26 protein-coding genes are annotated in these 24147 nt (G+C 65.3%); 10 read left to right on the plus strand and 16 right to left on the minus strand.

The genetic code is table 11. The features are described from left to right. Positions 1-146 precede the first annotated feature (146 nt). Complete coding sequence (locus tag BI327_RS02460; RefSeq protein WP_076858215.1) at positions 147-1178, minus strand: DUF3592 domain-containing protein; 1032 nt, start codon at positions 1176-1178, stop codon at positions 147-149. Between the two features lie 105 nt (positions 1179-1283). After that, on the minus strand, positions 1284-1508 hold the full coding sequence (locus BI327_RS02465; protein WP_143271515.1) for a hypothetical protein: 225 nt from the start codon (positions 1506-1508) through the stop codon (positions 1284-1286). A gap of 64 nt (positions 1509-1572) precedes the next feature. Between BI327_RS02465 and BI327_RS02470 the strand changes: the two genes are divergently transcribed. After that, positions 1573-2034 (plus strand): hypothetical protein, encoded by a 462-nt coding sequence (locus BI327_RS02470; protein WP_143271516.1) that lies wholly within the window; start codon positions 1573-1575, stop codon positions 2032-2034. Between the two features lie 99 nt (positions 2035-2133). Here the strand turns inward: BI327_RS02470 and BI327_RS02475 are convergent, their stop codons facing one another. Continuing rightward, a complete protein-coding gene (locus tag BI327_RS02475; RefSeq protein ID WP_076858218.1) occupies positions 2134-5628 on the minus strand; it encodes an indolepyruvate ferredoxin oxidoreductase family protein in 3495 nt (1164 codons plus the stop codon). A gap of 243 nt (positions 5629-5871) precedes the next feature. Between BI327_RS02475 and BI327_RS02480 the strand changes: the two genes are divergently transcribed. Next, a complete protein-coding gene (locus BI327_RS02480; protein ID WP_076858219.1) occupies positions 5872-7098 on the plus strand; it encodes a cytochrome c in 1227 nt (408 codons plus the stop codon). Between the two features lie 43 nt (positions 7099-7141). Here the strand turns inward: BI327_RS02480 and BI327_RS02485 are convergent, their stop codons facing one another. Next, positions 7142-7783 (minus strand): trimeric intracellular cation channel family protein, encoded by a 642-nt coding sequence (locus tag BI327_RS02485; protein WP_076859132.1) that lies wholly within the window; start codon positions 7781-7783, stop codon positions 7142-7144. 145 nt (positions 7784-7928) lie between these two features. On the opposite strand from BI327_RS02485, the gene BI327_RS02490 reads away from it, so the two are divergent. Then, positions 7929-8369: a hypothetical protein gene (locus tag BI327_RS02490; protein WP_076858220.1), complete on the plus strand. Its 441-nt coding sequence runs from the start codon at positions 7929-7931 to the stop codon at positions 8367-8369. A gap of 70 nt (positions 8370-8439) precedes the next feature. Here the strand turns inward: BI327_RS02490 and BI327_RS02495 are convergent, their stop codons facing one another. From BI327_RS02495 to BI327_RS02505, 3 genes are read right to left on the minus strand one after another with little or no spacing between them, the layout of a single operon-like run. Further along, positions 8440-9258, minus strand: coding sequence for an isocitrate lyase/PEP mutase family protein (locus BI327_RS02495; protein WP_076858221.1), 819 nt, complete (start codon positions 9256-9258; stop codon positions 8440-8442). Positions 9259-9315: 57 nt separating this feature from the next. Next, complete coding sequence (locus BI327_RS02500; RefSeq protein ID WP_076859134.1) at positions 9316-9666, minus strand: antibiotic biosynthesis monooxygenase family protein; 351 nt, start codon at positions 9664-9666, stop codon at positions 9316-9318. A 30-nt stretch (positions 9667-9696) separates the two neighbouring features. Further along, the gene (locus tag BI327_RS02505; protein ID WP_076858222.1) at positions 9697-10005 is read right to left on the minus strand and encodes an NIPSNAP family protein; all 309 of its coding nucleotides are present in this window, start codon (positions 10003-10005) and stop codon (positions 9697-9699) included. A 101-nt stretch (positions 10006-10106) separates the two neighbouring features. Here BI327_RS02505 and BI327_RS02510 point away from each other — a divergent pair, with 101 nt between their 5' ends. Both BI327_RS02510 and BI327_RS02515 read left to right on the plus strand, forming a co-directional pair. Then, positions 10107-10802, plus strand: a complete 696-nt coding sequence (locus tag BI327_RS02510) for an ArsR/SmtB family transcription factor (protein ID WP_076858223.1) — start codon at positions 10107-10109, stop codon at positions 10800-10802. 257 nt (positions 10803-11059) lie between these two features. Continuing rightward, a complete protein-coding gene (locus BI327_RS02515; protein ID WP_076858224.1) occupies positions 11060-11326 on the plus strand; it encodes a GCG_CRPN prefix-to-repeats domain-containing protein in 267 nt (88 codons plus the stop codon). A gap of 61 nt (positions 11327-11387) precedes the next feature. Here the strand turns inward: BI327_RS02515 and BI327_RS02520 are convergent, their stop codons facing one another. Beyond that, positions 11388-11684: a twin-arginine translocation signal domain-containing protein gene (locus tag BI327_RS02520; protein ID WP_076858225.1), complete on the minus strand. Its 297-nt coding sequence runs from the start codon at positions 11682-11684 to the stop codon at positions 11388-11390. A 297-nt stretch (positions 11685-11981) separates the two neighbouring features. Here BI327_RS02520 and BI327_RS02525 point away from each other — a divergent pair, with 297 nt between their 5' ends. Then, positions 11982-12332, plus strand: coding sequence for a cupin domain-containing protein (locus BI327_RS02525; RefSeq protein ID WP_076858226.1), 351 nt, complete (start codon positions 11982-11984; stop codon positions 12330-12332). Between the two features lie 350 nt (positions 12333-12682). On the opposite strand, the gene BI327_RS02530 is transcribed toward BI327_RS02525, so the two are convergent. After that, positions 12683-13030 (minus strand): hypothetical protein, encoded by a 348-nt coding sequence (locus BI327_RS02530; protein WP_076858227.1) that lies wholly within the window; start codon positions 13028-13030, stop codon positions 12683-12685. Positions 13031-13138: 108 nt separating this feature from the next. Beyond that, entirely contained in the window at positions 13139-14671 is a 1533-nt protein-coding gene (locus BI327_RS02535) for an acyl-CoA carboxylase subunit beta (RefSeq protein WP_076858228.1), read from the minus strand. Positions 14672-14832: 161 nt separating this feature from the next. Between BI327_RS02535 and BI327_RS02540 the strand changes: the two genes are divergently transcribed. Next, a complete protein-coding gene (locus BI327_RS02540; protein WP_076858229.1) occupies positions 14833-15243 on the plus strand; it encodes a DUF4260 domain-containing protein in 411 nt (136 codons plus the stop codon). A gap of 203 nt (positions 15244-15446) precedes the next feature. Beyond that, positions 15447-16448, plus strand: a complete 1002-nt coding sequence (locus tag BI327_RS02545) for a dienelactone hydrolase family protein (protein WP_076858230.1) — start codon at positions 15447-15449, stop codon at positions 16446-16448. Between the two features lie 170 nt (positions 16449-16618). Here BI327_RS02545 and BI327_RS02550 read toward each other — a convergent pair whose 3' ends face one another. After that, positions 16619-17482: a DMT family transporter gene (locus BI327_RS02550; RefSeq protein WP_076858231.1), complete on the minus strand. Its 864-nt coding sequence runs from the start codon at positions 17480-17482 to the stop codon at positions 16619-16621. A gap of 153 nt (positions 17483-17635) precedes the next feature. Between BI327_RS02550 and BI327_RS02555 the strand changes: the two genes are divergently transcribed. Next, positions 17636-18991, plus strand: a complete 1356-nt coding sequence (locus BI327_RS02555; RefSeq protein WP_076858232.1) for an aminotransferase-like domain-containing protein — start codon at positions 17636-17638, stop codon at positions 18989-18991. A gap of 189 nt (positions 18992-19180) precedes the next feature. On the opposite strand, the gene BI327_RS02565 is transcribed toward BI327_RS02555, so the two are convergent. The 5 genes from BI327_RS02565 to BI327_RS02585 form a co-directional block, all read right to left on the minus strand. Beyond that, the gene (locus tag BI327_RS02565) at positions 19181-19837 is read right to left on the minus strand and encodes a carboxymuconolactone decarboxylase family protein (RefSeq protein ID WP_076858234.1); all 657 of its coding nucleotides are present in this window, start codon (positions 19835-19837) and stop codon (positions 19181-19183) included. Between the two features lie 80 nt (positions 19838-19917). Beyond that, positions 19918-20730, minus strand: a complete 813-nt coding sequence (locus BI327_RS02570) for a penicillin-binding transpeptidase domain-containing protein (protein ID WP_076858235.1) — start codon at positions 20728-20730, stop codon at positions 19918-19920. An 86-nt stretch (positions 20731-20816) separates the two neighbouring features. After that, positions 20817-21080 (minus strand): EscU/YscU/HrcU family type III secretion system export apparatus switch protein, encoded by a 264-nt coding sequence (locus tag BI327_RS02575; RefSeq protein ID WP_076858236.1) that lies wholly within the window; start codon positions 21078-21080, stop codon positions 20817-20819. Beyond that, positions 21077-22657, minus strand: coding sequence for a flagellar hook-length control protein FliK (locus tag BI327_RS02580; RefSeq protein WP_076858237.1), 1581 nt, complete (start codon positions 22655-22657; stop codon positions 21077-21079). The genes BI327_RS02575 and BI327_RS02580 overlap by 4 nt, the downstream gene beginning before the upstream one ends. Before the next feature lie 64 nt (positions 22658-22721). Beyond that, positions 22722-23507: an ATP12 family chaperone protein gene (locus tag BI327_RS02585; RefSeq protein ID WP_076858238.1), complete on the minus strand. Its 786-nt coding sequence runs from the start codon at positions 23505-23507 to the stop codon at positions 22722-22724. A 70-nt stretch (positions 23508-23577) separates the two neighbouring features. On the opposite strand from BI327_RS02585, the gene BI327_RS02590 reads away from it, so the two are divergent. Further along, a complete protein-coding gene (locus BI327_RS02590) occupies positions 23578-24036 on the plus strand; it encodes a hypothetical protein (RefSeq protein WP_076858239.1) in 459 nt (152 codons plus the stop codon). The last annotated feature ends 111 nt before the right edge of the window (positions 24037-24147 follow it).

The raw sequence follows: 24147 nt of genomic DNA on the forward strand, positions 1-24147 counted from the left end.
CGAGACTGCGGTGACGGGCGCGACCCGATACGATTATCGACGGCAATCGTATCGGCTCGCGCGCGGAATTGGAGCGTCGACCAACGCAGGCGCGCCACCATCGCTCAGCGAGGGAGCGACGAGAAGCGCACCTTATTTGCCTGCGCTCATGTTCCGGCAGCCGGCATAGAAGCCGCATTCGTGTTCGCGCGAAACCGCCACATCGTCAGTCCCGCCAGGACCAAGCCAAGGGCAAGGAACACAGCCCCGCCCGTCACGCCGGCGCGGTCTTGAAAGAGCCGCTCGGCGGCATCGCCCACAATGAGCGGACGAACAGTCGGCCTGCCTTCGAGGTAGCGGATCTTCGTTTGCGTGACGGTCTGCACGTCATTGCGCGTGATCTGCCGCCAGAACCCGGCGCTGATATGAGTTGGACCAAACGTCTGCCTTTGTCCGCTCTTGTCGGTCCACGCCAGCGTGACGAGATAGCTGGGAGCAGCGCCGGGTTTCTGCACTTCGGCAACCGCACGGGTGATATCGGCGCTGGCTTCATCGCCGTGGTCGAGCATCTCTGCCGCCGCCCCCTGCTCCAAATACGAGCTGACAAGCATGAACGCTCCGACCGGAAGCGTAATGGCCGTCATCATCGCGAGAGCGACGGGAATTGCGCGCCGCTGCTTTTGCCCGGCTTCCGCCGAGCCCGGACTGCGGCTTTGCGACCACTTTTGCCAGCCAATCAACGCGGCCAGCAGGACGGCGAAAAGCACCGCCAACTTCGCCATGAAACCGAACTGCGATCGAATATCCTGCAAGCGATCATTCGCATCCTCGATCACGACCGGAAGAGACCCGTCGTCGTCGATCGCACGAATGGCTACAGGAACGAGCTTGACACGATTGCCAACCAGAATGCGCGCGGCAAAGGCGCCGCTCACGCCGACGCCGGTCCGAGTTCGTTCAACGCCGTCCTTTCCGGTCCAGCGCAATCCGATGGAGAGATGCTCGTCGACGTAGCGGAGCGATCCGTCGTCGAATGAGATCGGAAACCTTGAAGACGTCTGCGCCGCCGACGTAATCGTTCCCGTCGTGACATAGCCATCGCGCATCACGCGCTCGATGCCGTGCTGATTCCAGTAGAGACCCAATACCGCCAGCGCGGGCACCACGAAGCCCAAGATCAGAAGACCACGTAACGTCATGCTCCACCTGCATTCGACAAGCGCCCTCACACGCTTCTCTACCCGGCGAGCCTCGTTACCGCAAGTTGCATCGGTCGATGAACTAGCGCAGCTTGCGCACCAGCCCTACTCCGCCGCCATCTGCCGCGGCGCGGGCGGCAGGTTGGCGAGGTCGGCGGCGAGTTGCGCGTAGCGAACCTTCGCCTCCTTGATCGCCTTCTCCTTCACCGGGCCGTAGCCGCGGATACGATCGGGCAGCGACAGCAGTCCGACCGCGATGTCGTGAGTGAGCGGCCGTGTGCCTTTGCCCCGCAAGGCTGCAAGGAAAATGCACAATACTTTAACGTGCATAGAGCGAACACCGCGGTCTAGTCTCTGTCCAGCCGACCTACATGCAAACCACCGGCGACCGCTCGTGTTGACCAAGCGATCACTTCTCCTCTTTTTCTGCTTCGTGCTGTCAGGATGTCTGCTCGACGCGCAGTGGACCTGGTATTCGTACCGTTTTAGTGCCGCCTGTACTGAATCAGGAAACAGCGTGCCCGCAACTTGGTATGCGTTCGCGGCCTTAATGCTCATTCCGGCGGGAGCATCCGTCATATTTCGAGGCAATTTGGTCTACGTCGTCAGTTGCCTCGTCATTTGGCTTTGCCACATGGGGCTTCAGCTTTGGATCATCATCGATGAAAGGCGGCTTGAAGGCTACATCGGCATCAATTGCTACCGAGATGTCGGCGCAGCGATGGCGGTGTCGTTTACGCTTGCCGTATTTTTCTCTGTCGTGATCCTGGCCATCACCTTAGGCTTCGGCGCGGTTCACATCGTTCGGAAATTACTCATCAAGCGCCACGGCAAGCACGCCCATAAGATGGGCTAGCTAGCGAGACGGGTTAGCCGAAGGCGCAACCCGCAATCGTTTCAGCGTGGCGAAAGCAGTAGTGGGTTACGCTTCGCTAACCCACCCTACGAAGCCTCCCTACTCCGCCGCCATCTGCCGCGGCGCGGGCGGCGGGTTGGCGAGGTCGGCGGCGAGTTGCGCGTAGCGAACCTTCGCCTCCTTGACCGCCTTCTCCTTCACCGGACCGTAGCCGCGGATGCGCTCGGGCAGCGACAGCAGTTCGACCGCGATGTCGTGATTGAGCGGCGACAGCAGGCTCAGCACCGTCGCGACATCCTTCTCGTAGCCCGCGATCAGATCACGTTCGAGCCTGCGGTCGGCGTTGTAGCCGAAAATGTCGAGCGGCGTGCCGCGCAGGAAGCGGAATCGCGCCATCACCTTGAAGGCCGACATCATCCACGAGCCGAACGCGCGCTTCTTCGGGCGGCCCTGCGCATCGAACCCGCCGCCGAGGATCGGCGGTGCGAGATTGAAGTTGAACTTGAACTCGCCCTCGAACTGGTCGCGCAACTGCTTCTCGAAGCGGCCATCGGTGAACAGCCGCGCCACCTCATACTCATCCTTGTAGGCGAGCAGTTTTGCGTAGTTGATCGCGACCGCGCGCGGCAGCGCCTCGCCATAGCCGCCCTTGGTGGCGGCGTCGCGGACCTGGTCGACCAGCTTGCGGTACCGTTTTGCCAAACGCCCGTTCTGATAGTCCGTCAGCAGCGCCATGCGATGGGTGATGATCTCGTCGAGCGACATCGCATCCAGCGTCTTGACCGGGGCTGCGTCCCCATCCTGCCCCTTCATCATCGCCGCAAGGCGCGCCGGATCGGCCGCGGCCAGACGCCCGAGCTGGAACGCCTGGGTGTTCATCTTGATCGAGACGCCGTTGACCTCGATCGCCTGCTGGATCGATTCCGCCGACAGCGGCAGCAGCCCACGCTGATAGGCAAAGCCCATCATCATGATGTTGGTGGCGATGGAGTCGCCGAGCAGCGCCTCGGCCGGCTTGGTGAAGTCGAAGAAGGCGGAGTCCTTGCGCAGCTCGGTCTCCAGCACGCCGGTGACCTTGCGGCTCTGGAAGTTGAAGTCGCGGTTGAGGATGAAATCCGCGGTCGGGATGATGTGGCTGTTGATGATGCCGACGGTGCGGCTCGGCTCGCAAAGCGTCATGGTGTCCTTTGAGACCGCCACGACTTCGTCGGCCGCCAGAACCAGATCGGCCGTCCCCGTCACGATGCGCGAGCAGGTCACATCTGCCGTGTGCTCGGACAGCCGCACGTGGCTCAGCACCGCTCCTCCCTTCTGCGCAAGGCCTGACATGTCGAGGATCATCGAGGCCTTGCCCTCGATATGCGCGGCCATGCCGAGCAGCGCGCCGATGGTGAGCACGCCGGTGCCGCCGACACCGCCGACCGCGATGTTGTAGGGCCGGTCGAGCGCGGGCTTCGAGGCCGGTTCGGGCAAGGCGCCGATATCGCCAAGCTCGGTAGGCGCGCGACGCTTGAGGGTGCCGCCATCGACCGTTACAAAGGACGGGCAAAAACCCTTCACACAGGAATAATCCTTGTTGCAGGTCGACTGGTTGATGGTGCGCTTGCGCCCCAACTCCGTTTCCAGCGGCTCGACCGAGATGCAGTTCGACTGTACCGAGCAGTCGCCGCAGCCTTCGCAGACCGCAGGATTGATCAGCACGCGGCGCGCCGGATCCTCCATCAAGCCGCGCTTGCGGCGACGGCGCTTCTCGGCGGCGCAGGTCTGCACGAACACGATCGCCGAGGTGCCCTTGGTGTCGCGGCACATCTTCTGAACGTTCTCGAGCTCGTCGCGATGGAACAGCTTGACGCCGGGCGCGATGGTGTCGGCCGGATAGGCGTCGGGATTTTCCGAGACCAGGTAGATCTCGCGGATGCCTTCGGCGTGGAGCTGGAAGGTGATCTGCTGCGGCGACAGGTCGCCGTCGTGGCGCTGGCCGCCGGTCATCGCGACCGCGTCGTTGTAGAGGATCTTGTAGGTGATGTTGGCCTTGGAGGCGATCGACTGGCGGATCGCGAGAATGCCGGAGTGGAAGTAAGTGCCGTCGCCGAGATTGGCGAAGATGTGGTTCTCGTTGGTGAACGGTGAGATGCCGACCCACGGCACGCCCTCGCCGCCCATATGGGTGAAGGTCTCGGTCGAGCGGTTCATCCACAGCGCCATGAAGTGGCAGCCGATGCCGCCGAGCGCGCGGCTGCCTTCCGGCACCTTGGTGGAGGTGTTGTGCGGGCAGCCCGAGCAGAAATACGGCGTGCGACTGACCGGTGCGGTCGCCTGCATCTGGGTCGACTGGCGGCCGTTGAACCAGTCCGCCTTGGCGCGCAGCATCTCGGCGATTTCAGGATTGAGATTAAGTCGAAGCAGCCGTTCGGTCAGCGAGCTCGCAAGCGAGGCCACGCTGAGCTCGGCGGCGAAGGTCAGGAAGCGCTTGTCGTGATCGTCCATCTTGCCGACGATCCGCGGGCGCACGTCGTCGCGCCAGTTGAACAGCTCCTGCTTGACCTGGTTCTCGACGATCTCGCGGCGCTCCTCGACGATGAAGATTTCCTCGAGGCCGACCGCGAAGTTGCGCACGCCTTCCGGCTCCAGCGGCCAGGGCATGCCGATCTTGTAGAGGCGGATGCCGATCTTGGCGGCGATCTCGGGTGTGATGCCGAGCTCGCGCAGTGCCTGGCGGATATCCTCGTAGCTCTTGCCGGACGCCATGATGCCGTAGCGCGCGTTCGGCGAATCCATGGTGATGCGGTTGACCTTGTTGGCGCGGGCGAAGGCGATCGCGGCAAAACCCTTGTAGTCCTGCAACCGGCGGTCCTGCTCGAAGCGGTCGTCGGGCCAGCGGATGTTCAGCCCGCCCGGCGGCAGCTCGAAATCGGCCGGGATGATGAACGGCGTCATCTCGTCGGTGAGGTCGATCTCGGCCGTGGTCTCGACCGTCTCGGTGATCACCTTCATGCCGACCCAGCAGCCCGAGTAGCGCGACATCGCGATACCCAGGAGGCCCATCTCGATCATTTCATGAATGCTGGAGGGGTAGAGGTAGGGCATCAGCGCGGAGATGAAGGCGTGGTCGGACTGATGCGGGACGGTGGAGGATTTTGCGCCATGGTCGTCGCCGGCGAGGCAGAGCACGCCGCCATGCTTGGCCGAGCCCGCCGCATTGCCGTGGCGGAACACGTCACCGCAGCGGTCGACGCCGGGGCCCTTGCCGTACCAGATGCCGACCGCGCCATCATATTTGGCGCCGGACGACAGCCCGAGCTGCTGCGAGCCCCAGATCGCGGTGGCCGCCAAATCCTCGTTCACGCCGGGCTGGAATTTGATGTTGTACTGCTCGAGATGCTTGCGGGCGGCGAACAGCTGCTGGTCGTAGCCGCCGAGGGGGGAACCGCGATAGCCGGAGATGAAGCCTGCCGTGTTGAGGCCTGCGGCGCGGTCGCGTCTGATCTGCGCCATCGGCAGGCGGACCAGCGCCTGGATGCCGGTCATGAAGACGTGACCGGTGCCCTGAGTGTATTTCTGGTCGAGGCTGATAGGCCCTTGGTTGATTCCCATTTAGCCCTCTTTGCGCTGGTCGCGACGACTGCTTTTTAGCTAGTCATCCGAACTTGTTAGAACCAGTCTATGTCGGATTTTCCGGCCCGCGCAGCACAATTCTGGGCGACCAGGCCCGTCGCCCAAAAATCGCAATTTCGTGCCGGGAATATCGGAGAGCCGTTTCGGTTTCTGTCGCAGGACAGGCCCGCGGCGAAATGGCGTAACGCGTCTTGTGGACCGGAAGGTGCGGAAGGTGAACGGATGCGGCGACGATTTCGAACGACGGGTGCGATTCTGGTCACGGCGCTGTTGTGCAGTGCGTTCGGCGCCCGCGAATGCGCGGCCGCCCCAACCGACGACATCATCGCCCGCGGCAAGGCGCTCACGATCGCCGGCGACTGCGCGAGCTGCCACACCGCCGACCCGGCCAAGCCGTTCGCCGGCGGCAAGCGGATCGACACGCCGTTCGGCGCGGTGTTCTCGCCGAACCTGACCCCCGACCGCGATACCGGCATCGGCAGCTGGAGCGACGACGATTTCCTCCGCGCGCTGCGTCGTGGCGTCTCACCGAGCGGAGCGCATTATTACCCCGCCTTCCCCTACCCGTATTTCACCAAGCTGATCCGCGACGACATCCTGGCGATCCGCGCCTATCTCGCGACGCTTGCACCGGTCAGCAACAAGGCGCCGCCGCCCGAGCTGCGCTGGCCGCTGAACTACCGCGTGCTGATGCGGGCCTGGAATGCGCTGTTCTTCACGCCGGGCATCATCCAGCCGGACCAGAGCAAGGGGACGGAATGGAATCGCGGCCGCTACCTGGTCGAGGCGCTCGCCCATTGCGGCGCCTGCCACACGCCGAAGAATGGCTTCGGCGCCGACAAGCGCGACCAGGCGCTCAGTGGCAGCATGGTCCAGGGCATGTTGGCACCCAGGCTCGATGGCGCCGCGCGCAGCGGGCTGAAGTCATGGAGCGCGGCTGATATCGCCGAATATCTGCAGAGCGGCCGCAACGGCCACAGCAACGCCGGTCCGCTGATGTCGGAGGTGGTGGTCAATTCGACCTCGAAGATGAGCGACGCCGATGTGCGCGCGATCGCCGTCTATCTGAAGAGCCTGCCCACCGGCGCGCCGGAGCCGCAGGTCACCCCGCCCTCGCCGGCGCAGATGGGCAACGGCGAGCGCATCTATCGCGGCGCCTGCGTCGCCTGTCATGAGCTCGACGGCTCCGGCGCCCCGCGGATCTATCCGCCGCTGCCCGGCAACGCCAACCTGCAATCGGCCAATCCTGCGAGCACGCTGCGCATCATCCTCGACGGCGCGCAGACCCTGACCACGCCGCGCGCGCCCAACGCAGGCTCGATGCCGGCCTATCCGAAGCTCAGCGATCAGGAGGTCGCCGACGTCGCGACCTACATCCGCAATTCCTGGGGCAATGCGGCACCGGCCGTGACGGCGGACGAGGTCGCCAGGGCCCGCGCAGCGAAATGAGGCGCGGATATCGAAATGAAGGCGCGGACGGCGAGATGGCACCTCACCGCTCCTCGTCCGAGAACACGAATTTCGGCATCTCCCATCGGTAGCGGATCGCGAGCATCCGGAAGCTCAGGCCGAGCGCGAAGGTCAGCAAGGTCCAGGCCGGCGGGTTGAGGTTCAGTCCGAACGCGGTTGCATAGAACAGCCCCGTTACCACCGAGACGCTGGCGTAGAGCTCGCTGCGAAACAACAGCGGCACCTCGTTGCAGAGGATGTCGCGCAGCACGCCGCCGGCACAGCCGGTGATCATGCCCGCGACGATCACGATCGGCAGCGAGGCGTCGACCTGCCAGGCAACATCGCAGCCGGCCATCGTGAACACCACGAGCCCGATCGCATCGAGCACCAGAAATGCGAGATTGAGCCTGACCACCAGCCGCGCCAGCAGGATGGTGGCGAAGGCGCCGGCCGCCGCGATCGCAAGGTAGATCGGATGCGCGACCCAGACGAGCGGATAGTGCCCGAGCAGCACGTCGCGGATGGTGCCGCCGCCGAGCGCGGTGATCGCGCCCAGCATGCAGACGCCGGCCCAATCCATGCTGCGCCTGCCGGCCGCCAGCGCCGCCGTCATCGACTGCGCCGCAACGGCGACGAATGAGAGCACGTGCAGCACCGAATCGGTGGGCGGCATGGTCCACATTGAAAAAGCCTCATGGAACAGGTTCGGAACCCACGGAATCGACGGTTCCTGCATGAACTGGTTGCAACATTGGCGCGGAACATCCGAACGCGCCAGCTATTGTCCCCGGCGATTAGCTTTGGGGTGCTAACGGAGGAACTTTGCAATGGCTTACAACCCTGACGATCCGTATCGCGCCAACCTGACCGATGACGAAATCCGCCGTCAGGCGCGCTTCAACAGCCTGGACAACGAGCTGCAGCCGGATCCGGAACTCCAGGAGGGACCGGCCAGCAGCACCAAGGTCGCGATGTTCGCAGTTGCGGTGGCCGTGGTGCTCGGCGCGCTGTTCTACGGGTTGAACAATACGTCGGTGCATGAGGCAGGCACCACGCCGTCGACGCAGACCGCGCAGCAGCAGCCGGCCAACCCGGCCGCGCCGCCTCCGGGCATGCGCGACGTGACACCGAAGCCGAACAGCCAGCCCGGCACGACCACCGGCGCAGCGCCGGCCAACCCGTCGACCCCACCGTCTGACATGAACAAGTCTGACATGAACAAGTCGGACACAAACAAGCCGGCCGCCCCGGCAGGGAATCCGAAGTAACGACTGACGACACTGACCAGGCGCGAGCAGCGGGCCCCCAAAAGGCCCGCTGCTTTTCTGCCTGCGCGGTCTATTTGAACATCTTGTTGAGCTCGCCGCCGGGATAGCCGTTGGCGAATTCGGTGAAGGTGCCCTTCTCGGCCATCTCCTTCGCCGCCTTCATGACGCCGGTCCAGGCCATCCGTGCCAGCGCCCCGCCGACGCTGATCCGGCGCACGCCGAGATCGGCAACCGCTTGCAGCGTCAAATCGGACGCGCCGCCGATCAGAAGATTGACCGGCTTCGGCGCCACCGCCTTCACGACCGCGGTGATCTCCTCCTTGGTCGAGATGCCCGGCGCATACAACACGTCCGCGCCGGCTTCCGAATAGGCTTGCAGGCGCTCGATCACCAGATTGAGGTCCTTCTTGCCCCACAGGAACGCCTCGCAGCGGCCGGTCAGCAGCACGCCGCTGTTGTCGGCATCAACAGCCCTGCGCGCCGCCTTGATGCGCTCGACCGCGAGCTTGTGCTCGTACAGCACGTTGGCCGCATCACCCGTGGAGTCCTCGATCGAGAGCCCGGCGACGCCGGTCTTGACGCCGCGCGCGACATTGACGGCGACCTTCTCCGGCTCGACGGCAAAGCCGCCCTCGAAGTCCGCATTGACGGGAATATCGACCGCCGCGCACATCGCGGCCAGATGATCGCAGACATCATCGATGGTGACGCGGTTGTCGGCCTTGGCGATGGTCCAGGCAAAGCCCGCGCTGGTCGACGCCAGCGCCTTGAAGCCGAGATGTTGCAAGGCGCGGGCGCTGCCGGCATCGAACGGGTTCGGGATGATGAAGCACCCGCTCTCGTGCAGCTTCTTGAAGGCGGCTCGTTTGTCAGCAGTTGTCAGTGGCATTGGTCGCTCCCTGAAGTCGTTGGCCCGCGCAGAGATAGGCACGCGGCATTCGCGCTGCTAGTGCGGCTCATGCACCGCGCGGCTATCTTTCGGGGCCTGCTCGCGCTCGTTCAAACCATAGTCGCGCATCACGCTGGCAACGCGCAGGCGATAGTTGTCGAAAATCCGCGCGCGGCCCTTGGCCTGGGTGCGGCGGTGCTCGATGGTGTTGCGCCAGGCTTCTACCGCGGCCTCGTCGCGGAAGAATGACAGCGACACGAACTTGCCCTTCTCGGTGAGGCTCTCGAACCGCTCGACCGAGATGAAGCCGTCGATCTCCTGCAGGATCGGCTTCAATTCGGCTGCGAGGTCGAAATAGAGATTCCGGTGCTCAGCCTTCGGCCAGACTTCGAAGATCACGGCGATCATGAGTGCCTCCGCATGGTTGTCGTGGCCCAACTATAGCTCGACCTTGCGCAGAAATGTCCGCTCCTCGGCGAGGATGAAGCGGTTTTCTTCCGCGAAGTTGAAGTTCGCCACGCCCTCCTTGTCCTGGCGCAGCCGGGCGCGATAGGCCTCGTAAGCGGCGAGGCTCTCGAACGAGATCAGCGCGAAGCCGATGTTGTTGGTGCCCTCGTGCGGCATCCAGTAGCCGAGCAGTTCGCCGCCGCAGCGCGGGATGATCGTGAGCCAGTTCCGCGAATACTCCTCGAACATCGCGCGCTTGAACGGATCGAGCTGGTAGCGGATGAAGACGGTGATGGTCATTGATGGCCTCTGGAATTTTTCTGTCACTGCGTTCCGCGCAATGACGGCACGGTGAAGACTACCGCCTTGCCCGACCTCGATGCTTCGGCTATCATCGAACTATGAAAGCAGGACCCGACATCTCCCGGATCGCCGCGTTGGTCGGCGACCCCGCACGCTGCAACATGCTGACCGCGCTGATGACCGGCCGCGCACTGACCGCGAGCGAGCTCGCGCAGGAGGCCGGCATCACGCCGCAGACGGCGAGCTCGCATCTCGCCAAGCTCGAGGCCGGCGGGCTGATCGAGCCGGAGAAGCAGGGCCGCCACCGCTACTATCGCCTCAGCGATCCCGACGTCGCCGACGTGCTCGAAGGCCTGCAGGGCATCGCCGCCCGCGCCGGCCATATGCGTGTGCGCACCGGGCCGAAGGATCCGGCGCTGCGCCGTGCCCGCATCTGCTACGACCATCTCGCCGGCGATCTCGGCGTGCAGATGCTCGACAGCATGAAGCGGCAGAAGCTTGTGCGCCAGAGCAAGCAGGCGATCGAGCTCACCGGCGAAGGCAAGCGCTTCATGGCCGAGGAGCTGCAGATCGACGCCGACGCGCTGACCCATCCGCGCCGTCCGGTGTGCAAGGCCTGCCTCGATTGGAGCGAGCGGCGGCATCATCTCGCCGGCACGCTCGGCGCTGCCATGATGGACCGCTTCACCGAATTGAAGTGGGCCGCGCGGGATTCTGCACCGGGCAGCCGCGTGGTCAATTTTTCGCGAAACGGCGAGAAGCGGTTCGCGGCACTGTTCGGCGCGGGCGATTAGCCTCGCACTCCGATACATTTTTATCCTCGCCGGGGCTGTGCGCAGCCCTGCTCGCGCTTGAGAAATATTTCGAATTGATGCTGGGCCTGCTTGCGGCGCCCTGACGCAGGCGTGACCTGCAACATTCATGTCGCATTCAGACCGCAACATTATGGTCGGCGACATCGGGCACGGCTTCTGCAATGATCCGGCCGGGCGAATCGGTAGACGAAAGTTTGTTGCGGTGCCGCAGCGCGGCCCAATTAAAAGGAGAAGACATGAAGTATCTTTTTGCAGCAGCAGTCTTGGTGACGACGGCATTCGCCGGCATCAGCGCCGCTGATGCGGCCGGCGGTTGCGGCCCCGGCTGGCACCGCGGCCCCTATGGCGGCTGCGTCAGGAACCGCGGCCCCGTCGTCGTCGCCCCGGGCGCCGTCGTTGTGCGCCCGCCGGTCGTGGTCGAGCGCCCCGTCGTGGTGGCGCCGCGCGTCCGCGCCTGCCCCTATGGCTTCGCCTGGCGCTATGGCCGTTGCCGCCCGATCTGATCGCGGCAAACCTGCGCAAACAAAACCCCGCCTTGCGCGGGGTTTTTCTTTTCTCGAGGTGTCACCAGCGGCGCCAGTGATGACGGCGCCAATGGTGGCGGCGCCAGCCCCAATGCCGGCGATGCCAGTGCCGATGATGCCAGCGCCGGTGACCGTGATGCCAACGCACCTCCTCGGGCTTCAGGCGATCGACCTCGTCACCTGTCGTGACGGCCGGATGCGCATCGCGGCCTGCGTCCGAGTGGGCATCTTCCTTGAGCGGAAGCGGCGCGAGCGGCGCCGCCTGCGCCGTCGCGACGAAGGTGGCCGCGCCGGCGGCGACACCGAAGGCGAACTTTAGAAAATCCCGGCGTTCCATGAGAGTTTTCCTTTGTTGCTAAGTTGGACCAACTGCACCAGCCGAGTTTTTTCGCTGCGACCTGAACGCTTGCTGAACCGCGCAGTCAGGTTTCGCGCAACTCGACGCCGCGCGCCGCGCTCGAGGCGCCGTGACATCGCACAACCATCACGGCGGCGCAGCGGATTTGTGCGGCGCGGCTCAGCATCACCCGCCCGAGCACGCCGCGGCATCTTGGCCGTCATGCCGATTCCGCCACTGTCTCGCGCGATTGAACGGGACTAGGATCGCGCCCAAGAACAGCTCCGGGAGGCCGCCATGAAGTCAGGACAACCGCTCAAGGATGCCAGCCATCTCTACGAAGTCGAGCGCCGCGCCCAGCACGCCGCCCGCCCCGGCTTCCGCATCATGGAGCTGCAGCTCTCGCCGACCCAGAAGGTGCCGTGGCACACCCACAGCAACATCTCCGACACGTTCTATGTGCTGGAAGGGCAGATGCGGCTGTTCCTGCAGGAGCCGAAGGAGGAGGTGAACCTGAAGGTCGGCCAAGTCTACGCCGTGCGGCCGACCCGCCCTCACCTCGTCACCAACGCCGGCACGACGTCGCTGACCTTCCTGATCCTGCAAGGCGTCGGCGAGTACGACTACGTGCCACTGGCGTCGAAGTAGGATTGCTGTCCATCCGTCGTCCCTGCGAAAGCAGGGACCCATAACCGCAGGGCTGCGTTGTTGAAGCAAGCTGCGGCCCCAGCGTCGCGCCACAACACCGAGCTGTGGCTATGGGCCCCGGGTCGCGCTCCGCTTGCCCGGGACGACGTGGGGACAGACACCGATTCACATCTCAAAAAGCCCGCACGCTGTCATCACTCGCTTTCGCGAAAGCGGGTGATCCAGTATTCCAGAGACGGCAGTGCTTGAGCCGAGAGGCCGCGGCGTACTGGATCGCCCGGTCGAGCCGGGCGATGACAGCTCAGGATAGGGATACAGCTCGCAGGATGGGTGGAGTACGCGCAGCGTGATTACATCAGCTTCAACGACGCATCGTGCACCAGGCGCAGATCGATGCTTCCGATCAGCCGCGCGCGGCGCGCCTCGGCGGTGCTGATGGCGGCCTCGGTCTGCCGCAGCGTACTGACATTCGATCCAAGCGACACGATGCCGCCCAGCACCAGCGCGATCGATCCGAGTGCCGCGGTCTCACCGGAGCCCAGCAGGCCGAGCAGCGCAACGAGCAGCAGCACGAAGCCGCCCGCGATCGCGACCTTCGAGCCAAGAATGATCCGCCGGGATCGCTCGGCGCTCTCGGCAAGCTCCTCGATCTGCGCCTCGATCTCGGAGATCTCGTCGATCGGCTCGTCTTCGGTCATCGGATTCGAACCTGTAGGGCGGGTTAGGCGGAAGCCGTAACCCGCCGCCGATCATGCCGAACGGAGATGGCGGGCTACGCTTGGCTAACCCACCCTACGACAGCAGTATTACAACGGCAGATTGTCGTGCTTCTTCGCCGGGATTTCGACCTTCTTGTCCTTCAACATCGCGAGTGCCCGCGCGATCCGCCGCCTCGTCGAATGCGGCATGATGACGTCGTCGATGTAGCCGCGCTCGGCGGCGATGAAGGGGGACAGGAAGCGGTCTTCGTATTCCTTGGTTCGCGCGGCGATCTTGTCGGGGTCGCCGATGTCAGAGCGGAAGATGATCTCCACCGCGCCCTTGGCGCCCATCACCGCGATCTGGGCGGTCGGCCAGGCGTAGTTCATGTCGGCGCCGATCTCCTTCGACGCCATCACGTCGAAGGCGCCGCCATAGGCCTTGCGGGTGATGATGGTGACGAGCGGCACCGTGCACTGCGAATAGGCGAACAGCAGTTTCGCGCCGTGCTTGATCAGGCCGCCATATTCCTGCGCGGTGCCCGGCAGGAAGCCCGGCACGTCGACGAAGGTGACGATCGGGATGTTGAAGGCATCGCAGAACCGCACGAAGCGCGCCGCCTTGCGCGAGGCGTCGCTGTCAAGCACGCCCGCCAGCACCATCGGCTGGTTGGCGACGAAGCCCACCGTGCGGCCGGCGATACGGCCGAAGCCGGTGACGATGTTCTTGGCGAAGGTCTCCGAGATCTCGAAGAAATCGCCCTCGTCAACGACCTTCAGGATCAGTTCCTTCATGTCGTAGGGCTTGTTCGGATTGTCGGGGATCAGCGTGTCGAGCGACATGTCGACCCGGCCGATGTCGTCGAAGCTCGGCCATTCCGGCACGCCGTCGGTGTTGTTCGACGGCAGGAAGTCGATCAGGCGGCGCATCTGCAACAGCGCATCGACATCGTTCTCGAAGGCGCCGTCGGCGATCGAGGAGCGCGTGGCGTGCACCGAGGCGCCGCCGAGTTCCTCCGCGGTCACCACCTCGTTGGTGACGGTCTTCACCACGTCGGGGCCGGTGACGAACATGTAGCTGGTGTTCTTCACCATGAAGATGAAGTCGGTCATCGCAGGCGAATAGACGTCGCCGCCGGCGCAGGGCCCCATGATGACGGAAATCTGCGGGATCACGCCCGAGGCCTGCACGTTGCGGCGGAACACATAGGAATAACCCGCGAGTGCCGCCACGCCCTCCTGGATGCGCGCGCCGCCGGCGTCATAGAGGCCGATGATCGGCGCCCTCGCCTTCATCGCCATGTCCTGAAGCTTTGTGATTTTCAGCGCGTGGGTTTCGGAAAGCGAGCCGCCGAAAACCGTGAAGTCCTTGGCAAAGACAAAGGTCTTGCGGCCGTTGACGGTGCCCCAGCCGGTGACGACGCCGTCGCCGGGGATCTTGCTCTTCTCCATACCGAACTCGATCGAGCGGTGCTCGACGAACATGTCGAATTCCTCGAACGAGCCCTTGTCCAGCAAAAGCTCGATCCGCTCGCGGGCGGTCAGCTTGCCGCGGGCGTGCTGCGCCTCGATGCGCTTTTCGCCGCCGCCCAGCTTGGCGCCGGCGCGCCGCTCTTCGAGGGTGTCGAGGATATCTTTCATTTGTTTCCGCCCGTGTTAGCTACAGTCCGCGTCCCGGCTCGAGCCGGTATCCGCTTCGTTCGGAAAGGCTTTAGCACGGCCATTTCGGAACCGGAAAGCCGCTTGTGGACGGGTTCGGGCGCAAAAACGGTAGGATTTTCCGACATCTGGGGGAGACAGCGATGACCGACACCACTACGGCCGAAACCGGCGCCGCGACCGGAGGGGTGCGCACCCTGCTCCGGCTGGAAGGACTGGTTCTGTTCGTCGGGATGACCGTGCTCTACTACAAGTGGGAGGGCTCCTGGCTGATCTACGTCCTGCTGTTCCTGGTGCCGGATATCAGCTTTGCCGCCTACCTGATCAGCCCACGGGCCGGCGCAATCGCCTATAACGCCGCCCACACCTATCTGGCGCCGGTGGCGCTGATGACGCTGGGCTTTGCCGGCGAAGGACCGCTGGTGCTCTCGATTGCGATGATCTGGCTCGCCCATATCGGGATCGACCGCGCGCTCGGCTACGGGCTGAAATATTCCGCAGGCTTTGGCTACACCCATCTCGGGCGAATCGGGAAGACGCAGGGGCCGGCTTAGGGGCGCAAGCTTTCACAACGCATTGTCATGGCCGGGCTTGTCCCGGCCATCCACGGCTTTTCTCATAGATTGAAGCAAAGACGTGGATGCCCGGCACAAGGCCGGGCATGACGGCGTGATGTCGACAGACGCGCCAGGCAAATTGACAGCCTGCGTCTCGATTGGTGTAGTCGCGGATCATAAGACTACATTTGGGTGAACCGATGCTGACAGACTGGCGCCTGGCCGCGACCGCGATCCTGTTCTGCTGCGCCGTGCTGTTCACCTGCATCGAGACCAGCGCCCAGCAGATCCCGAAGGAGATCGCGGCGCGCACCGAGATCTACGCCATCCCCTCACTGACGATCTCCGACCGGCAATTCCTGACCGGCGACGCCAACGGCAAGGCGGTGACGGTCGGCGGCGAATTCAAGATCGCGCAAGGGACCGGCCGGCTGCCGGTCGTGGTGCTGATGCACGGCTCGAGCGGCGTCGGCGCCGGGATGGACGCCTGGGTGCGCCACTTCAACGGCATGGGCATCTCGACCTTCGTGATCGACGGCTTCTCCGGCCGCGGCCTGACCGCGACCGGGCCGAACCAGGCCCTGCTCGGCCGGCTCAATTTGATCGTCGACATCTATCATTCGCTGGAGATCCTCGCGAAGCATCCGCGGGTCGATCCTGACCGGATCGTGCTGATGGGATTCTCGCGCGGCGGCCAGGCCACGCTCTATGCGAGCCTCGACCGCTTCAACAAGCTCTGGAACAAGTCCGGCGCGCAGTTCGCGGCCTATATTCCGTTCTATCCGGACTGCTCGACCAGCTATCTCACCGACACCGAGGTGGCGCCGCGGCCGATCCGGATCTTCCACGGTTCGCCCGACGACTATAACCCCGTCGCGAGCTGCAAGGCCTATGTCACGCGGCTCATGGAGGCCAAGCGCGACGTGGTGCTGACCGAATATCCCGACTCCGCGCATGGCTTCGATGCCGGCCTGATCGGCAACAACACGGTGGTGGAATCGAAGGGATCGCAGACCGTGCGACACTGCACCATCAAGGAAGGCGAAGGCGGCGTGCTGATGAATGCGGCAACGCAGGCGCCGTTCAGCTACAAGGATGCCTGCGTCGAACTCGGCCCGCATGTCGGCGGCAACCCGACCACCGCGATCGAGGCCCGCAAGGCGGTCAGCGATTTCCTGCAGGGCCTGTTCAAGCTGGGCTAGCGGAGAAGCGCATATTCCTTCGTTCTGAGGGGCCGTGAAGCCGCCTGCCCCGTCATTGCGAGCGAAGCGAAGCAATCCATCGCGCGGCAAGTACAGAGATGGATTGCTTCGTCGCTATCGCTCCTCGCAATGACGGATAGATTCTCAGCCTCGGGAGGGCCGATGCCCGCTCACGCGTAGCGGCGCGCGAACACGACGCAGACGACGACCAGCATGGTTGCCGCGATCATCGACCAGGCGACCTGCTCGTGCAGCAGCAGCCCGGCCAGCGCGAGGCCGAAGAACGGTTGCAGCAGCTGCAACTGGCCGACGCTGGCGATGCCGCCGATCGCAAGGCCGCGATACCAGAACACGAAGCCGACCAGCATGCTGAAGATCGAGACGTAAGCGAGCCCGAGCCAGGCCGGCGCGCCGATGCCCTGCCAGCTCGGCGGCAGCGTCATGATGGTCATCAGCAGCACCACCGGTGCCGCGAGCACCAGCGCCCAGGAGATCACCTGCCAGCCGCCGAGCCGCCGCGACAGCGCCGCCCCTTCGGCATAGCCGAGACCGCAGACGATGATCGCGGCGACCATCAAGAGGTCGCCGGTCAGCGACGCCGATCCGTCGCTCGACAGCGCGAATGCGCCGACCGTCGCGCTGCCGACGCAGGAGAACAGCCAGAACATTGGCTTCGGCCGCTCGCCGCCACGCAGCACGCCGAATATAGCGGTCGACAGCGGCAGCAGGCCGATGAACACGATCGAATGCGCCGAGGTGATGTGCTGGAGCGCCAGCGCGGTGAGCAGCGGAAAGCCGATCACGACGCCGAGCGCGACGATGGTCAGCGACACCAGGTCCCTGCGCTGCGGCCAGGGCTGCCGTAGCACCACAAGCAGCGCAGCGCCGAGCAGCGCCGCGATCGCCGCCCGCGCCGAGGTCAGGAACAGCGGCGTGAACCCCGCCACCGCAACGCGGGTCGCCGGCAGCGAGCCGCTGAAGATAATCACGCCGAGCAGTCCGCTGCCCCAGCCGTCGATCGAAGCCTTGTCCATCACACCTTGCCTTCCGAGCGACGAACATAGCCGTCTGGCCCTCGCCAAGGCAGCTACAGATCAGTACAATACAGCCAAACTGTATGGGCAAAGGTAGGCATACACTTGCAACAGCAATCCGATCCGCCGAAAGCGACGCGCACCACAGACGTGATGAGCGCGATCCGCGCCAAGGTCGCGAGCCGCGCGCTGGTCGCCGGCGACCGTCTGCCCTCGATCCGCGGCCTTGCCACCACCATGGGCGTCTCGCCGTCCACCGTCGTCGAAGCCTATGACCGGCTGGTGGCCGAGGGCCTGATCCGCCCTCGCCCCGGCTCCGGCTTCTACGTCTCTTCCGCGGCGCTGCCGCCGCTCGCACTGGCAAAGGACCAGCCGCAGCGCGACCGCGCCGTCGATCCGTTCTGGGTGTCGCGGCAATCGCTCGATGCCGAGACCGGCGCGCTGAAGCCGGGTTGCGGCTGGCTGCCGGCCGAGTGGATGCCGACCGAAGCGCTGCGGCGGGCGTTGCGCGGCCTGGCGCGCGCCGATGACGCCGTGCTCACGGACTATGGCGCGACGCGCGGCTCGCTCGTGCTGCGCCGAATCCTGATGGCGCGGTTTGCCGACGAGGGCCTCGAGGTGCCGCCCGAGCAACTGCTGCTCACCGCGTCCGGCACCCAGGCGATCGACCTGGTCTGCCGCTTCCTGCTGCGGCCGGGCGACACCGTGGTGGTCGACGATCCCTGTTATTTCAATTTCCGGGCGCTGCTGCGCGCGCATCAGGTGAAGATCGTAAGCGTACCCTACACCGCATCGGGCCCCGACGTCGCAAGCTTCGAGGCGACACTCGCCGCCGAACGTCCGCGGCTCTACGTCACAAATTCGGCGCTGCATAATCCGACCGGTGCGACGCTGTCGCCGCAGACCGCGCACCGCGTGCTGAATTCCGCCGCAGCCCATGACCTCACGATCGTCGAGGACGACATCTTCGCCGATTTCGAGCCGGAGCCGTCGGCGCGGCTCGCCGCGCTCGACGGGCTCAACCGCGTGATCCGGATCGGCAGCTTCTCCAAGACGCTGTCGGCGTCGCTGCGCTGCGGCTTCATCGCCGCGCGCACCGACTGGATCGAGGATCTCGTTGACCTTCAGGTCGCGACTGGCTTCGGCGGTCCGAGCGCGGTCGCGACCGAGATCATCGCAAGCGTGCTGTCGAGCGGCTTCTATCGCAAGCATGTCGAGGAGCTGCGCCGGCGGCTCGCCCGCGCCCGCCGCGACGTCGGCGAGAAACTGCAGCGGATCGGCATCGAGCCCTGGCTGATGCCGCGCGGCGGCTTCTACCTGTGGTGCCATCTGCCGGACGGGCGCGACTCCGCCGACGTGGCGCGCCTGGCGCTGGCGGACAACATCGTGCTGGCGCCAGGCAATGTGTTCAGCGCCTCGCAGACGGCCGCCGCCTTCATGCGGTTCAACGTCGCGCAATGCCGCGACCCGAAGCTGATGCCGACCTTGCAGCGGGCGATCGGGCGCTGAGGCTATGTCGAGCAGCAACGGCGCTGCGCCCCCTCGCCCCGTTCTTACGGGGAGAGGGTTCAGGTGAGGGGCTGCCTCCGCGTGCACGGTGACAGCCGCGTCTGCGGAGAGCCCCCTCACCCGGATTGCATCTGCGATGCAATCCGACCTCTCCCCGCACGCGGGGCGAGGTGAAGCAGGAGCAGCGCCCTACTTCTCGCCGACCTTGAACGGCTCCTCCTTGCCGGGCGGCACGGTCTCCTCGGCCATCGCCAGGATCATCGCGACCATCACGTAATTGCCGGCGAGCGCGGTGAGATCGACGATCTGCTGATCATTGAAGATCTTCTTGGCCCGCGCATAGGTCTCGTCGGAGACCTTCTTGGTGGTGGTGAGCTCGGTGACGAAGTCGTACACGACGGCCTCGTCGTCGGCCATTTTCGTCGGACGGTTGCCGGCCTTGAGCTCGGCGATGACATCCGCCGACAGCCCGGCCTTGGCGGCGAGCGGCGCATGCGCGAACCACTCGACCTGCGAGCGCCACTGCCGGCCGATGATCAGGATCGCGAATTCGTTGAGCCTGGTCGGCACCGAGGTCTGCCAGCGCAGATAATAGAACAGATCATAGAGACGCTGGCCGAGCACCGGGCTGCGGATCATCGGATTGTAGGGACCGCCGATGCCGACGCTCGACACCTTCATGATCTGCTCGCCGAGGGGCTTTTGCAGGTCGTTGAGCTGCTCCATGGTGAGCTGCGGAAAGCGCGGCTCCTTGCTGGTGGCCGGCGCCGCAAATACCGTGGCGGCGAGCCAGCCGCCGGCCGCGGCCAGCGTGAGCGACGAGAGCCAGACTGTTGCTGAATGCATGATTCCTCCGCTTTGATTTATCGGAGGATGCTAGTCGAGCTGGCCAGCACCAGCCAGCTATGATCGCGCAGATCAGATGGTCACAGCGCGACGATATCGGTGAGGCATTGCTGCGTGACGCTCATCCGCGCGTCGATCTGCGCCTGGGTCTTGCAGTCCATGTTCATCGCGAACACGGTGATGTCGCTGCCCTTCTCCGACCAGCCGACCAGCCAGCCGAGCGAGCCGTGTTCCTTGTCGGTCAGCCCGGTCTTGGCGCGAATGACGGCGTCGCCGACTTTCGTGACCGGGAGAATGTCGCACACCAGCTCCTGGCTGCGCTTGCCGACCGGCAGCACGCCGCGGCGCAGCCGGTCGAGGAAATCGATCTGCTGCACCGGATCGATCCGCAGATTGCCGGAAACCCAGAACCGGTCGATGCCGCCGCCGATGTCGCGATTGCCGTAGTCGATGATGTCGACATACTTCTTCATCCGCTCCTCGCCGATCCGGCGCGCGATCTCCTGGAATACCGGAAAAGCCGACACCGCGATCGCCGAGCGCAGCGTGTGATCCTTGTTCCAGGCCTCGATGCTGCGGGTCACGCCGTCCCACTTGAACACGTCCTTGTCGGGGTCCTGCACCACGCCGGTCTCGAGCGCGATCAGCGCGTTCGGGATCTTGAAGGTCGAAGCCGGCAGCTTGCCCTCGCCTGAACGAACCTTGTCGCTCGCGATGATCAGGTAGTCGTCGATCTTGTAGCCGACGAAGGTGCCCTCGGTGCCGAGATCGAAGAACCGTTTCTGCAGATCCTCGCGAAACTCGCTGCGCTGGTAGGACACATTGGCGAAGCTGCGCGACGGCAGGACGGCGGCGGCAGCAAACAGACCGAGCGCATGGCGGCGATGGATCACGGGGACCTGAACTGGTTCGGGTTGACGACGATGGTGGATGCCATCGTGGTGAAAGGATGGCAACAAGCGTCTTCGATTGAAAGTGCTCAGCGCGCCCGGCCCGACATCCGCAGCACGAACACCAGGACCTCGGCAACAGCCTTGTAGAGCTCGGCCGGGATCTCGTCGCCGAGCTCGACATTGGAGAGTGCGCCGGCCAGTACCTCGTTCTCCTCGATCGGGATGTCGTTGGCCTTGGCGACCTCGATGATCTTGGCGCCGATCGCGCCCTTGCCCTTTGCGACCACCCGCGGCGCGCCGGCGTGGTCGTAATGCAGCGCGACCGCAAGCTGGTTCTTCGCGTCGCTCATGATGCGCGGTCCAGGAAATGGCCGGCGCGTGCGGGCACAGGCTGCGGCGGGCTGCCGTCGCGGATCTCGATGTCGCCGGGCGTGAGTTCCGCCCTGGTCAGCGCCTGGCTCAGCTCGGAGGTGCCGGCGCGCAATTGCGCGGCGGTCGAGGGACGCTCGGCCCACATCCGCACCGAGGTGCGCTCGCCGTTCAGCGAGACCAGCGCGTGCACCGGGCCGGCCGGCTCGACGTCGAGCGTGAAGCGCGCCCGCCACACCCGCTTGGCGGCTTCGACCTCATTGCCGCCTCCGTCGCGGGAAATCTCGAACTGCGCCATCGCCGTGCCCTGCTGGGTCAGGAACGGGATCTCGAAATTCCAGCGCGGCACCATGGCGTCGAGCTGCGGGCGCGACCCATCGCTGCGATCCGGCAGCGAGGCGATTTGCAGCAGCGTCTGCCGCGCCAGTGCCGCGTCGGTGTTTTCCAGTAGGCGATGCGCGGTGGTCGCGAGCGGCGTGCCGGGGGCAATCGACGGCTCGGCGACGGCCTGCGCCGCCGGTAGCGCGCCGTGAAACGGCGGCGGTGGCGTAGCGCCGCGCGCAGGCAGATCGCCGGGCAGCATCTCCCTCGGCCCTGTGCCCTGCCGTGCCGGATTGCCGAGCTCGTGCAGCACCTCCTGAATGAGATTGAGCGCGCCGCCGGATGACGGACCTGCATCGAGCGCGTCTGCCAGCGCCCCGGCAAGCCCGGTGGCGCCGCGGGTAAGATCTTCGGCGACCGGCACACGGGCCTGCGGCAGCAGGATCTCCTGAACCTCGAGGCCGGGCGTGCCTGACGGCACGAGGCTCGGCGCCGTGCCGGCGCTGGGCAGTGCCGGTTGCTGCAGCGGCGTGGACGCGGGTTTGGCGGCATCGCCAGCGCCGAGCGAGGTCAGCGCCTGGCGCAGCACGATCAGCGCGGCCTTCAGATCCGGCACGCTGCCGCTCGCCGGCGCAACGCCCGCGGCAAGGTTCGCCTCCAGCAACAGGCCGGACTTCTGCAAGCCGGCCTTGACGGCTTCACCACTCAGATTGTCGTCGAGGCCGGTCTGCTGCGCCAGCACCTGCGCGATCGCAGCCTGCAGCCTTGGCGGCAGATTGGCTGATACCACCGCCGCGAGGTTGGCAAACAGCGGCGCCTGACTGCCCTGCACCGCCGCCGCATGCTGGGCGGTCGCGGTGATGGTGACGCGCTCCAGCGGCGTCAACGCAACCTTCGGCGCCGTGGCGATGGGCTCGGCCGTAGCGGTGACGTTGGCCGCCGCCGGCGATAGCTGCACCGCATCGCCGGTGTCCGCGCCCGATCCGACCAGTTGCAGGCGGATGCCGTCATTGGTCTGCGACACCGCGAGCTGCAGGTTCTGGCCCTGCTGCAACGGCACCTCGGTCTGAACGTCGATCGACAGACTCGCGATCGCGATCCGCACCAGGTCGGCGGACAGGATCTTCAGCACCTGCGCATTGACGACGCTGCCCGCCTCGAGCGTGAGGTCGGGTGCAACGCTGTCCGCCTCCTTCGAGGCGAGCACCGGCAGCACGGGATTGACGGCAATTGCCATGTCGGAGGTCTCGGCCAGGCGCGAGGGACGTGCCGCAGGCTAGCCCGCCGCCGTAAACCCCTCGTTAACCGGCAGCCGGCCTGAGCTCCCTGAGAACGCCGGCGGCGGCCTTGAAATCGGCCTGCCGGGCGGCGCGGCGCGCCGCGACCTCCTCGTCGACGCCCCATTTCTCGATGTTCCAGTCCTCGTCGACATGGGCGGCGGCCCAGACCTGGTCCTCGTCACGGACGCCGTGCGTCAGCGCCAGCGCCAGCAGCGCCGAGCCGGTCAGCGTCGTCACTACATGAAGCGCTGCGACCGACCATGGATCGGTCGGAAACGCCGCCCGCGCCGCCCTGATCGCGGGCTCGGGCTGGCCGACATGCATCACCCCCTCGGCCATCACGAAATGGGCGCCGAGCGCGTCGGCCGCCCAGAACAGGATCGGATCCCAGTGCTGGGCCTCGCGCGCCACCAGCGTCTCGGGGTGGCCGGCGCGATAGAACAGCAAATCGCTGCCGAGGAATTTCGCGGCATCGTCGGCGACCTCGTCGACGCGATCGATCACCCCCTCGATCACGCTGTTGGCCAGCCGCGTCAGCGGCATGGACATGGGATCGATGGTCTCTCCTTGCGCATTCCATTCCGCCGCGACCGCGTCCGCAATGGCGCGGGTCGGCACCACGATCGGCTTGCCGGAGGGCGAGCGGACCTGCTTGCCGTCGAGCGTGATCGCAAATCCACCATCGGCCTCAGTGACGCCAGCGCTGCTGTAGAAGCGCTTGCGCTGGGGCGTGCGGATGTGGCGCCGCACCGCCTCCTGCGGATCGAGCGGAGCTTGTTCAGGGATATCGTCGAAGAGTTCGCGCATCGCGCCGGCCGGCTTTCGTTTCGAAGGATTTCCCTGCAAGATATGTCAGCGGCAAGGGCAAATAAAGCTGATGGGACGCTGCAAATTCCTCGCGGGTTTTTCGCTGGTGGCAGCGGTTTTCGCGGCCGCCGCCACCGTCGATGCCGGGTTCCGCACACCGGAATCGCTGATCCGCAACGTCTACGCCCATTACGGGCGAGGCAGCGCCGAATTTTCCAATGGCCTGCCGCGCGATGAGGAAACCGCCCGGCAATTCTTCGATTCCAGCCTGCGCGGCGCCTGGACGGCGCTGCACGACGCGCCCTACGATTTCCTGGTGCAGAGCCCGACCTGGCGGCTCGGCCCGATCTCGATCGCAATCCCGCGCCGGCAGTTCGACAAGACCGATGTGACCGTCACGTTCGACAATGAGGGCCGCGCGGTCACGCTCAACTTCATCGTCGTCAACGGTCCCGACGGCTGGGTGATTGCGGACGTCGAGAGCCCGCACGATTCCTTGCGGATGTTTCTGGCACAGTTCAGGCGGTAGCAACGATGATCCGCACCACGTCGCGGCCAGCATCGTTGCGATTTCGGAGGAAGCCTTTCCGTTTGTGTTGCTATAAAAAGCTTTGGCGACATCGACGCAGAGGGATTCATC

The organism is Bradyrhizobium mercantei, assembly GCF_001982635.1.
GTDB classification, from domain to species: Bacteria; Pseudomonadota; Alphaproteobacteria; order Rhizobiales; family Xanthobacteraceae; genus Bradyrhizobium; species Bradyrhizobium mercantei.